A 12065-nucleotide genomic window follows, 5' to 3' on the forward strand; every position below is an offset into this window, starting at 1 on the left:
TCAGTCTTAATAAGTCGAATTTGTTACACGCAAAAGTTTTACAAATCCCTAACCGAATCTTTTGCACTGAACTCTAAGGAGTAATTATGGACTGGCGTGATCAAGCAGCTTGCTTAACCGTAGATCCTGAACTTTTCTTCCCCGTAGGCAACACCGGCCCCGCTTTGGCTCAGATTGAAGAAGCCAAGGCCGTGTGCGCGACCTGCCAGGTTGTGGATGTTTGCCTGAAGTGGGCTCTGGACAATAACCAAGATGCCGGCGTCTGGGGCGGCACCAGCGAGGATGAGCGTCGTTCGTTGAAGCGTCGCAATGCCCGCAATGCCCGTGCGCGCCGCGCTTCGAGCCTCTAAGTTACACGCTTCTGGGGGCGTCAAACCCAGTAAAGACCCCGCTGGTGGTGAGCGCAATAAGTAGCTCACCACCACGGTTTTTTTACCAGCCCCACCTGGCTGCTGACTCACAGTTTGGTAGCGGTGAGACGCACTATCGTGCCACTCGCGGGCGGTTCTCGGTTCTCCCACTGCACTGTCCCGACCAGTTCTGTTTTCACCAAAGTTTGGACAATCTGGGTGCCCAAGCCTGAACCGACCGAATTGCCGGCGAGTCCGTGTCCGTCGTCGGTCACCGTCACCACCAGAGTCTCGTTGTCGTCGTCCCGGTGCGCCTCGACCTCAACCACCCCGCCGCGGCCCTCCAAACCGTGTTCAATCGCGTTGGTAACCAGTTCGGTGAGCACCAGCCCCAGGGCGGAGGCGGCATCTGCACCGAGTGTCCCAAAGCTGCCCAAGAAACGCGTCTCCACAAAGTGATCCGAAGACGCGGCAGTCGCTACCAAAGCCAACAGCTTACGGAATGTGTCGTCAAAAGACACGGTTTCATCAACCGTATGCGACAGCGCCTCGTGCACCATCGCGATAATCGAAATACGCCGTTCTGCCTGCGACAGCGCCTCTTGAACCACCGTGTTATCCGAACGACGAGCTTGCAGGCGCAGCAGGGCGCTAACCGTTTGGAGGTTGTTTTTCACCCGGTGATGTACTTCGCGGATAGTGGCATCTTTGCTCAACAGTTCCTTTTCGCGATGACGTTTTTCGGTCACGTCGCGGCACAGCAGCAGGGCCCCAATCCGCTCCCCTTCCTCGACCAGCGGTAGCGAACGGATGGTCAAATCCACTCCGCGCACGTCAATCTCAGCCAGCGCCGAGGAGCGTCCCCACAGGACCGTAGACAAATCCTCATCAATAACGCTGCCCTTTTCCAGCAGCGGCAAGACGGAGTCGCTAAGTTTCGCGCCATAGAGCTGGTTGTGAAACCCGAGCCGTTTAAAAGCAGAAATCCCGTTTGGTGAGCAATGCTCTACCACCCCCTCGCTATCCAGCATCAGCGCCCCATCGGCCACCCGGGGATTGCCGTGTTTGCCGGTGGTCGGGGTGACCTCGAAAGGAAAATCTCCGGCCGCCACCATCTTCCACAGGGTTCGGGAAACCGCTTTGAACCAACCCTCACCGCCAATCTCACCGACCTGGAAAGCTAGGTTGGTTTCAATCGCCAGAACCCCGATATTTCGTCCCGCAAAAGGCACGGGCACCAGCACTTCAGATACCGTATTCATCCCCGTCCAGCGGTGTACGGGGTTCTCAATAATTTCCCCCTTTAACAAGACCTGTTCCAGCAGGGACAGACGGGTAGCGGGCAGGTTTAGCCCAATGACATCATCGAGGTGCACCGTCGGACCCGTGGCCGGACGACAGTGTGCCGCGCAAGACATGCCGTCGTAACGGTTGGGCAACCACAGCAACAAATCAGCTTGGGAAAGGTCAGAAATAATCTGCCAGTCTGACACCAAACGATACAGCTGTTCTACTGCTTCTTCGGGTAATTCCTGGAACGGTGGTTCCCCCAGGGAGCGTTTAAACGTGGACACCCTCTCAGGTTATGCGTTGGGCTGTGTTTTGAGCAACCTGCATTTAGAATATAGAGGTAATTGAAACTTCAGGAGAAACCCGACATGAAATTTACCCAGACCCTGGTTTATCCCGGTTCTCGTGCCCAAGTCACCGCGATGTTGAAAAATCCGGAATACTACAAGAAACGTTGGGCCGACTTTGATAACAACGCCCAAGTCGATTTGAGTCTGGTCGATAACCGCATCCGGGTGTCTTCCACCGTGTCGATTTCTACTGAATACCTCGACCAGCTGGCCAATAAACTCAATTCCGGGCTGAACCTAAAAGTGGTGGAAGTCTGGGATTTGGATCAGTCCGGATGGGTCGAGAACGGCACCATGAGCGGCTCGATGGCGGGTGTTCCGGTAAAGTTTTCGACCACTATGGCGGCGAGATCTGAGCCGATTCCTGAGTCCGGCACCGAGGTTACGCTGGAGGGCGAAGTCACCTGCGCAATTCTTTTTTTTGCGGCTGGAGTAGAGCGAGCCGTGGTAAAGACCATTAAAAACGCTTTCGCCAAAGAGACCACCAGAGCAGACGAATTTTTGCTGTAGGGGTCCCTGATACAGTGGTTCTATACCACCTTCAGCGCGTCTAAGAAGGGAAGATATGACCATCACCGACCACCAATACGAGGACTTGCTAGCCGACATTATGTCTCACGGCGTGGAAAAAGCCGACCGTACCGGAACAGGAACCCGCTCAATTTTTGGGCGCCAACTGCGCTACGACCTCTCGCAGGGCTTCCCCGCCATCACCACCAAGAGTCTGTACTGGCACGGGGTGGTCGGCGAGCTGCTGTGGTTCTTGCAGGGGGGGACGAATAACCGCTGGCTAAAGGAAAACAATATCCATATCTGGGACGAGTGGGCGGACGAATCCGGTGATTTGGGGCCCATCTACGGCCACCAGTGGCGTGCCTGGCCCACCGCGGCCGGTCCGGTGGATCAGGTGAAAAACCTGCTCGATACATTGCGAAACGACCCTTCTTCCCGGCGGATGCTGGTGTCGGCTTGGAACGTTTCGGAGTTGGAACGGATGGCGCTGGCTCCCTGCCACGCTTTCTTTCAATGCTGGGTCGGGCAAGGCCGGCTCTCCCTGCAGATCTACCAGCGTTCGGCGGATATGTTCCTGGGGGTGCCTTTCAACATCGCCTCCTATGCCTTGCTGACCCATATGCTGGCTCAACAGTCTGATTTACAGGTCGGCGAACTCGTGTGGACCGGCGGAGACTGCCACATCTATGCCAACCACGTGGACCAAGTCACCCAGCAGCTGTCTCGTGAGCCGTACCCCTTCCCCACTCTGGAACTGGATAAAGCCGACTCCATTGACGGCTACACTTTTGACATGATTCGTCTGGCGAATTATCAACACCACCCAAAGATTTCCGCTCCCGTAGCGGTCTGAAGTGAGAGGCAGCATGGTCGGCTTAAACCCTGGCGCAAATAAACCGGTGCACAACCCCTACGGATGGACTCCGCCCGTCACTCCTGACTCGGCACCCGCCCCGGAGGGTTCCCCGTCGGGGTCACGCGCCGGACACGGCATCGGTGTGCTGGGAATGATTTGGGCCGAGGACAAGGCACAAGTGTTGGGAGCTGGCGGCAAGATGCTGTGGCACGTCCCCGCGGACTTTAAACATTTCAAAGACACCACCATGGGCAGTCCGGTAATTATGGGGCGCGCCTCATTCCTCTCTCTGGGACAGGCTTTGCCCGGTCGGCGTAATATCGTGCTTACCGGGTCTCGCGAGTTCACTGCCCCTGACATTGAGGTCGCGCACAGCCTTACGGAGGCTCTGGAACTTTGTGCCGACACCCCCCAGGTGTGGATTACCGGCGGAGCCAAAGTTTATCGCGAAGTCATGGAGCTGGGACTGGCGGATTTGCTGGTGGTCACCCAACTGGACATGACCGCTATAGTGCCTCCCATGAGCACGGTGGCTTACGCCCCGGTCATCGACCCGGTTCGCTGGCAACTGGACCTGACCCGTTCGGACGAAAACTGGCGCCCGAAGTCCGGGGACGCCGCCTGGCGGGTACGCTACTTCATTCCCCGCTAGAGCCTTCGTTCGCAAAAATCGGCGGGTCCGGTCACACCGAACGTTACTTCGGCACGATTCCGAACCCGCCGTAAAGACGAAAATGCGTCCCTAGAGATGCAGCCGCCGCATAGCTTTCAGGGCGAATTTCAGTACCTTGACGTATTGTTCCTGGCTCAAGCCCATAATCGGTGCAATCGGTACTGCGCGGTTTTGCACCGCGATAGTGCGCGATTCCATGTATTTATGGATGCCCTCTATCCCGTGACGACGCCCCAAGCCGGAATCTTTCCAGCCACCCATGGGAGCATCGGTGGAACCCCAGGCGGCGGTGAATCCCTCGTTGACATTGACCGTGCCGGCCTCAATCCGGCGAGCTACTGCCACAGCGTGAGCCGGTTTGCCCCAAACCGAGGCATTCAAACCGTAATTCGTGTCATTAGCCAGGGCGATAGCCTGTTCATCGGTGTGGAAACGATACAGCGACACCACGGGACCAAAAGTCTCATGGTCGTACAGGGTCATTCCCTCCTCGACACCTTCCAGAAGGGTGGGGGCATAGGCGGTGTAGCTAATTTCGGGCAGTGCGTGGCCGCCGGCCAGAGCTACCGCGCCCTTGCTCAGAGCATCCTGAACTTGGGTATCAATCGTTTCGAGCTGGTGGTCGGAAACTAAGACCCCCATATCGGTCTCCCAATCAAAGGAAACCGCAATCTTCATATCGTTGATACGTTTGACGAGCTTGGCCTTGAACTCGTCGTAAATCGAGTCTTGGACATAGAGACGCTCAATCGAGACGCAAAGCTGGCCGGTGTTGGCGTAGGCGGACCGCACCAGTCCTGCCACCGCATCGTCGACTCGCGCGTCCTCCAGCACTATCATCGGGTTCTTGCCGCCCAGCTCAGCCGAAACCCCAATCAGGTTTTCGCCCGATTGCTTGGCAATAATCCGGCCGGTGGCGGTAGAACCGGTAAACATCATAAAATCGACTTGTTCAATGAGCGGGGTTCCCAGTTCGGAGCCGCGTCCGGGCACCAAAATGAATAAATCGGGGTCCAACCCGGCCTTGACCATCAGGGCTTTACCGACCACCACTGACAACGGGGTGTTGGAATCCGGCTTGGTCACGATGGCATTACCAGCCGCCAGAGCCGCGATAGCGTCCGTAATCCCCATCGACAGTGGGTAGTTCCACGGCGCAATTACCCCCACAACGCCCTTGGGCTCATACATTACGAAAGTGCGCGTCACGCCGGGAAAAGCCCCGCGACGGCGCTCGTCGCGAACCGCGTGAGAGAGGGTGCGCGCATAGTAGCGGCAGTTCAGGGCAATATCCTGGATTTCGTCATAAGCGTGGTAGCGGGACTTGCCGGTTTCCCACTGAATCACGTCGAGGATTTCGTCCATGTGCTGCCACAGCACGTCATGAAGTCTGTACAAAAACTGCGCCCGGGTGGCGGCGGGAGCCTTGCCCCAGCGCCGCCCCGCACTGCGAGCACGCACTATGGCCTGGTCCAAGTCGGCCAGGGTGGCTTGGGGAACCCCGAAAGCATCAATGCCGGTAAACGGCGACTGTACGGCCCGTAACGGACGACCTTCCGGCAGCCCTACCACCCGCTCCAGGTTTGGCACCAAGCTGCGGAAAGAAGCCTCACAGCGCTGGTGCATCTGATGTGCTTGGGCTTCGGCCTGGGCAGAAGGGTAAATGGTCTTTGTTTCCGTATCGGACATTACAGTCTCCTTTGACAGTTCAGTATCACACCACTGGGATTTAAACCCATTTTAGGACAGATTGCCTATCTACGAAAGGTGAACGCGGAATTGGAAAATGTCTGCGTTACCTTCATTCGGTAACGGCTACGCCGAGCTGCCGTTTGCCCTTCCGGAACAAGACGACCCCGCCGGGCAGCACATCAGCAGCGGTAACGACCCGGCTTTCGTCCTCGACTTTTTCATTATTCAGGTACGCGCCCCCGGAGGCGACAGTACGTTTTGCCGCCCCAATACCCTTTTCCAATCCCGAGTCCACCAACAGGTGCAAAATATTGGTTTCGCCCAGCACGGCTTGGGTGCGCGGCAGGTCAGCAGTGGCCGCTACCAGGGTTTTCCCGTCTATCTCACGCAAGTCGCCACGTCCGAACAATGCCGTCGAAGCGGCCTTTACCCGCTCGGTCTCATCCGCCCCATGCACCAGGGTGGTTACGGCTTCGGCCAAAGCCCGCTGGGCGGCACGCTTCCCCGGGTTTTGCTTCGTTTCGGTTTCCAACGCCTCGATTTCCTCGCGGCTCAGGAAAGTAAAGACTTTCAGCAGGTTGACCACGTCGGCATCCTCGGTGTTCAACCAGAACTGGTAGAACGCGTAGGGGCTGAACATCTCCGGGTCGAGCCAAATCGCCCCGCCTTCGGATTTACCGAACTTGGTACCGTCAGACTTGGTAATCAGAGGCGTGGTCATCACGTGAACATCTTTGCCTTCAATCTTGCGAATCAGGTCCATGCCGCCAACCAGGTTGCCCCACTGGTCGTTACCCCCGGTTTCCAACGTGACACCGTACTTGCGGTACAGCTGCAGGTAGTCATTGGCTTGCAGGATTTGGTAGGAAAATTCTGTAAAAGAAATGCCTTCTTCGCTCTTGAGCCGCCGCGCCACTGCGTCCTTGGACAGCATGGTGCCCATCCGAAAGTTCTTACCTAGGTCACGCAGCAAATCAATCGCGGACAGGGGCGCGGTCCACTCCAGATTGTTGACCATTCGCGCCGGATTATCACCCTCGAAATCGAGGAAACGCTCGATTTGGTGCTGCAGACGATCCGCCCAACCCGCCACAGTTTCCTTGTCCTGCAGTTGGCGTTCCGAAGTCATGCGCGGGTCGCCAATCAAACCGGTCGCACCCCCAACCAAGGCGATGGGATGATGTCCCGCCAGCTGCAGATGGCGCATCATGATGAGCTGCACCAAGTGTCCGTGATGCAAGGATGCTGCGGTGGGGTCGAAACCACAATAGAACGTGAGCGGACCTTCGTTCAAAGCCCGGCGCAACGCGTCCAAATCGGTGTGTTGCTTAATCAGGCCCCGCCAAGTCAGTTCGTCAATCAGATCGCTCACGTTTACTTCCTTCAATAGTTCGTAGTCGTCGCGTTTTCACGCCCCTCTATGCTACCGGGTTTGCCGCGCACACAAAAAGGCCGGGGAACGGCTCGACGCACAAGCTCGGGGGATACACAGCTGACCCCAGGAACATCGCGGTTCCTGGGGCTAACTGATTGTTCAGATTAGTCTCCGTGTTCCCAGGAAGTGGGGTCACTGGAAATGTTGCGTCCCTGCGCGATAGCTTCTTTCGTCCAAATATCGGTGGGAAGCTCACCAGGAAGGAACTTATTGTCAGTGGAACAGAACTGAATTTCGTCCTCACTCTTAGTTTCCAGTTGGTGCTGGTAATCCTTGAGAGCACCCAGAGCCCACTTGAACAGCAGGGTACAAGCCACCAAGTTCATGATGGCCATCAACCCCGCGGTCCAGTCGCCCAAGTTCCACACCATTTTCAAGGAAAGCACTGAGCCCAGGAACACCGCGATGATGGAAATCGCCTTGACGATCCAAGCGTTATTTTCGATACCCAGCAGGTATTTGATGTTGCCTTCGGAATAGCTAAAGTTACCCAGCAAAGTCGAGTAAACGAACATAAAGATGACGATGAGAATAATCGGTTTAGTCCAGGGACCCAACGCAGCTAGGGAATCAACCGTGAGGGCCGCGCCGTCAGAGGGCTGTTCAGCCGCATTCGGATCATAGACGCCTCCGAGCAGCACGATGAAAGCAGTAGCGCTGCAGACCAAAATGGTGTCCACGAATACGCCGAGGGACTGAATCATTCCCTGCTTGACAGGGTGGGACACGGTGGCGGTTGCAGCCGCGTTCGGGGCGGAACCCATACCGGCTTCGTTTGAGAACAAGCCGCGCTTCGTGCCGTTCATCAAAGCTGCAAACAACCCACCTAAGGTGCCGCCTGCTACCGAGTTCACGCCGAAAGCGCCCTGGAAAATCATGGCGAAAACTGTACCGAGTTGTCCGATATTCTCGATGATGACAATCAAAGCCAACGTCATGTAAATAACTGCCATCAGCGGAGCCAAGTACTCGGCGATACGCGCCACCGAACGAATCCCGGCAATAAAGAAAGGCGCGGTGATGGCTACCAGCAACAGCCCGGTGGCGTAGGTTGGCATTCCGAAGTTCGCTTTCGCTAAGCCGGCCAGGGTATTGGCCTGAATCAGCTGGAAAGTGAAAGCGTAGGTGAAGATGAGCAAAACCGCAAAAACAGAACCCCAGGCACGCGAACCGAGACCGCGCTCAATATAGAAAGCGGGGCCGCCGCGGAAAGTTCCATCAGGATTGCGGACCTTGAACATCTGCGCCAAGGTCGCCTCGATAAAAGCGCTGGCCATACCGACCAGAGCCACAATCCACATCCAAAAGATGGAGCCGGCACCGCCCAGGGTAATCGCGAGAGCTACCCCGGCAATGTTGCCGGTGCCGATACGGTCGGCCAACCCCACCGCGAAAGCCTGGAAAGAACTGATGCCTCCATGGGAGCCTTTTCGGGAACCCATCACGGTTTTCCACATTTTAGAAAACATGGTGAACTGGACAGCACCGGTGCGAATTGTCGCGTAGATTCCGAAACCGAGCAGTACCACAATCAGCACATAGCCAATGCTCATGCCATAAACGGTACCGAGGGCATTGGCCACGAGTTGATTAAATTTTTCGAAAGGTGAAAGCTCCTCGGGCTTCACCGGGACTATTGCTGGAAAAGGCAGCATTTTTTCTCCTAACTGGATACTGGCAGATACTTGCGAATCGGGTGATGCGAAGCAATTGAAATCCTGTTGTTGGCATTAATCATGATGGCGCACCATTCGAGAGCAGCCACCTGAGCTTCGGTAAAGAATGTCTGCGCGCGCTCCCCCACGCTGGAGTTGCGCACTCCTTCGGGGAGCCTGGTTATGTGCTCAGTCAGCTCCAGTGCGGCCTTTTCTTGAGGGGTGAACAATTCCGTGTCTTCCCTCCAACTGGGCAACACATCAATCTGGAGTTGAGTTACACCGGCTTTTAGCGCCCGCGGCACGTGTACAGAAAGGCAAGTCCCACACCTATTCATCTGACTGGCACGTAGACAAACGAGTTCAATCAGACTAGCCGGTAGACCGACCTGCTCGTAAACGGGCTTGAGCCTACGAGTCACTTCCTCCATGGCAGCAGCGACTTCAGGAAAGGCTTTATCCAAGTACGGTACTCTCCGAGCGGATGTTTCTGTCATCGAGTTTGTTCCTTTCCGTAAACCCACTTAGACAGGGTCGTTTAGGCTTTATCCGTGGAAGAATCGTTGATTTCTGAGGCTGGTGTCAGCGCGGACTCGCTGGATTTCTTCATGACCCAGCGGTAGGTAACGGCCAGCAAACCAACAAAAACGACCACTCCCACGACTTTTGCGACCGGCGCAAAAGAATCAGGAATGATTCCCAGGGCATCCGCGTTGCTGGTGGCTCCGATGATGCCGGCGTTGAGGATTCCGAATAGTGAATCGCCCACAATCATGCCGGTAGCCAGCAGCACCCCGAGACGCTTGGACTGTTCCGCCTTTTCTTGGCGTTGCGCCCAACGGTTGTAAATCCAGCCCACCAGGGCGCCCAGAGAGATGACCAGGGTGGTCGTGATGTTTAGGTACATGCCCATGCCCACGGCGAGCGGAGCCAGGTTGAAACGACTGACGCGACCCATGATTTCATCAATGATGACGATGACGACACCAATCAAAGCCCCCAGACCGAACAGCTGCCAGTTCATGTCCCCGCCAAAAATTCCCTTGGCGATGGTGGACAGCAGGGTCGCTTGCGGAGCCTGCAGAGCGGTAGTCTCGTCCACGCCTTCCATCCCGGAGAAACCAAAGCTGGTCATCAGCAGCTGCAGGACCGGAGGAATCACCACCGAACCGAAAATAACCCCGATGATCAGCGCCACCTGCTGTTTCCACGGAGTAGCTCCGACCAGCTGGCCAGTTTTCAGGTCTTGGAGGTTATCGTTCGAGATGGTGGCGATGCCGAAGACGATTGCGGTCGTAAACAGCGCGTAGGCGGTCAGTTCGGTGGGGTGGGTCTGGCTGGTGTTGCCGGTCACCAACAGAATCAGCAGCGAAGCCGCAATAATCACGATGATGCCCACGCCAGAGATAGGAGAATTCGAGGCCCCAATCAGGCCCGCCATATAACCGCAGATACTGGCAATCAGCAAGCCCAGAACCAGCACAAACAGAATGCTGAGGATGATGAGTGCCGCGAGATGGTGCGAGATAGGCGAATTCCGCAGGAAGTTCCACAACAGCAAGCCAATGGGAATCATGGACAGCAAGGTGATGCCAGCTACGTACTTGAAAGGAATGTCCTGTTCCGTGAGGGGAACCTGGTTTCCGGTTTCACGCAGTTTCGAGGATTTTAAGGAGTCCGCGATACCGCGCAGGATGGGCCCGATAATCTTTAGCAGGGTCCACACCGCAGCCACCGCCATGGCTCCGGCACCAATCATCCGCACGTCGTGGGCGAAAACCGTGCTGACCACATCACCGAGATCCTGACCGGCAACCTGACCTTGGGTCAGAATCGGCAGCAGAATCCCGTAAGAGAGCAGCAAACCAACCAGCATCGCGATGCCAACCGCGGGACCAACCAAGTGTCCTACTCCCATCAAAGCCAAAGACAGTGAACCACCAATCATGGTGCCTCCGGCGCCAATCTTAAAGTTCAAGCTCAAGGACCCCGCGGCAGCTTTTAACGCCGTGAGCAGCGCCATTCCTGCGGAAGCCAGACCACCCCAGATAATCACCAGCAAACCGCGATGATTTTCCTCTGCGGAACCGCTTTCGTCCCCCACTTTCAACACTTCCGCGGCCGCTACCCCTTCCGGATAGGGCAGGTCGGAGCCGGTTACCAGGGCGCGACGCAGCGGGATTGAATACATCACGCCGAGAATGCCGCCGACCATGCACACGGCGGTGGTCTCCCAGTAGGGGAAGCCAGACCAATATCCCACCATGACCAGGCCAGGAATCACGAAAATAATGGCCGAAAGGGTCCCGGCTGCTGACGCGATGGTCTGGACGATATTGTTTTCCACGACCGTGTGGTCATGGAAGTAACGCAGGATGGCCATGGAAATCACGGCAGCAGGGATAGAAGTGGCGAAGGTTAAGCCGACTTTCAATCCGAGATACGCGTTAGCGGCGGTGAAAATCAGGGTGATTAATCCGCCGACAATAACGGCTCGGAAGGTTAACTCGCGGTAAGGATGAGCGGACTGGGCTCCGGCATTGTTTGTCGCAGCGGCCGCAGGCTGATTTGACAAGGATTTCTCGCCTTCTCTATACAAATAGTTTCAGTTTTTGCCGCCCTCGGTAGGGCTAACAGCTTTTTACACGGGGTCTAAACTACCACTATCCTGACCTGTCACACTAAAACCCCTGCTTGAACTGGAAAAAGAAAAACCCATTTTTCGCGCCACACCGCCGCAGCTCCCTTGTGAGCCCGAAACTCGAAACCGAGTGAGCTTCGTGTCACGCCTGGAGGTACCCGCAGCGGCGCGGGAGCAATGTCGCGCTATTTAGTTCTGCGTGATGCCGTAATGCCGTGCAATCGCGGTCAGAATCGGATAGTCGGCGGGCAACCAAGGCAAACTCTCGGAATGTTGAAGGTCGACCCATCGCAGGGACAGATGCGCCGCCCCGACCTGTGCCACGCTGTGCGGCGCGGGGACGCACAGGTACACGAACATCTGAAATCCCCCGTGAGCAGGCCAAGTTTCCTCCAAGCGCTCCCCCACGATAATTTCCGCTGACAGTTCCTCACGCAACTCCCGACGCAGGGCTTGTTCGGGAGTTTCTCCAGGTTCGGTCTTGCCACCGGGAAATTCAAAGAAACCCCGCCATTGTTCGGGATAAGAACGTTGCGCCCCCAGCACCTGTGTCGGCTGGCTGAGGTCGTCCACGATCGCTGCCGCGACCACTATCGGCTGAAACACGCTT

The 12065-nt window shown here is 56.4% G+C and carries 11 protein-coding genes; 4 read left to right on the plus strand and 7 right to left on the minus strand.

Features of this window, described 5'->3' with window-relative positions:
* Positions 1-86 precede the first annotated feature (86 nt).
* Positions 87-350, plus strand: a complete 264-nt coding sequence (locus RDL66_RS04490) for a WhiB family transcriptional regulator (RefSeq protein ID WP_295027371.1) — start codon at positions 87-89, stop codon at positions 348-350.
* Between the two features lie 107 nt (positions 351-457).
* On the opposite strand, the gene RDL66_RS04495 is transcribed toward RDL66_RS04490, so the two are convergent.
* Positions 458-1924 (minus strand): histidine kinase N-terminal domain-containing protein, encoded by a 1467-nt coding sequence (locus RDL66_RS04495; protein WP_308535495.1) that lies wholly within the window; start codon positions 1922-1924, stop codon positions 458-460.
* 84 nt (positions 1925-2008) lie between these two features.
* Between RDL66_RS04495 and RDL66_RS04500 the strand changes: the two genes are divergently transcribed.
* From RDL66_RS04500 to RDL66_RS04510, 3 genes are read left to right on the plus strand one after another with little or no spacing between them, the layout of a single operon-like run.
* Positions 2009-2500, plus strand: coding sequence for a DUF2505 domain-containing protein (locus tag RDL66_RS04500; protein ID WP_308535497.1), 492 nt, complete (start codon positions 2009-2011; stop codon positions 2498-2500).
* A 55-nt stretch (positions 2501-2555) separates the two neighbouring features.
* A complete protein-coding gene (locus tag RDL66_RS04505) occupies positions 2556-3356 on the plus strand; it encodes a thymidylate synthase (RefSeq protein WP_308535499.1) in 801 nt (266 codons plus the stop codon).
* Between the two features lie 13 nt (positions 3357-3369).
* Positions 3370-4011 (plus strand): dihydrofolate reductase, encoded by a 642-nt coding sequence (locus RDL66_RS04510; protein ID WP_308535551.1) that lies wholly within the window; start codon positions 3370-3372, stop codon positions 4009-4011.
* A gap of 90 nt (positions 4012-4101) precedes the next feature.
* Here RDL66_RS04510 and RDL66_RS04515 read toward each other — a convergent pair whose 3' ends face one another.
* From RDL66_RS04515 to RDL66_RS04540, 6 genes are all read right to left on the minus strand, one after another.
* Positions 4102-5721 carry a succinic semialdehyde dehydrogenase gene (locus RDL66_RS04515; protein WP_308535501.1) on the minus strand — a complete coding sequence of 540 codons (1620 nt, stop codon included), beginning with the start codon at positions 5719-5721 and terminating at the stop codon, positions 4102-4104.
* Positions 5722-5833: 112 nt separating this feature from the next.
* On the minus strand, positions 5834-7096 hold the full coding sequence (gene tyrS, locus RDL66_RS04520) for a tyrosine--tRNA ligase (RefSeq protein ID WP_308535502.1): 1263 nt from the start codon (positions 7094-7096) through the stop codon (positions 5834-5836).
* A 167-nt stretch (positions 7097-7263) separates the two neighbouring features.
* Complete coding sequence (locus RDL66_RS04525; protein WP_308535504.1) at positions 7264-8814, minus strand: alanine/glycine:cation symporter family protein; 1551 nt, start codon at positions 8812-8814, stop codon at positions 7264-7266.
* 8 nt (positions 8815-8822) lie between these two features.
* The gene (locus RDL66_RS04530) at positions 8823-9311 is read right to left on the minus strand and encodes a carboxymuconolactone decarboxylase family protein (RefSeq protein ID WP_308535505.1); all 489 of its coding nucleotides are present in this window, start codon (positions 9309-9311) and stop codon (positions 8823-8825) included.
* Between the two features lie 41 nt (positions 9312-9352).
* A complete protein-coding gene (locus RDL66_RS04535) occupies positions 9353-11389 on the minus strand; it encodes an OPT family oligopeptide transporter (protein WP_308535507.1) in 2037 nt (678 codons plus the stop codon).
* Positions 11390-11644: 255 nt separating this feature from the next.
* Positions 11645-12061 carry an NUDIX domain-containing protein gene (locus RDL66_RS04540; protein WP_308535509.1) on the minus strand — a complete coding sequence of 139 codons (417 nt, stop codon included), beginning with the start codon at positions 12059-12061 and terminating at the stop codon, positions 11645-11647.
* Positions 12062-12065 lie beyond the last annotated feature (4 nt).

The organism is uncultured Mobiluncus sp., from assembly GCF_902488535.1.
Taxonomy (GTDB): Bacteria; Actinomycetota; Actinomycetes; order Actinomycetales; family Actinomycetaceae; genus Mobiluncus.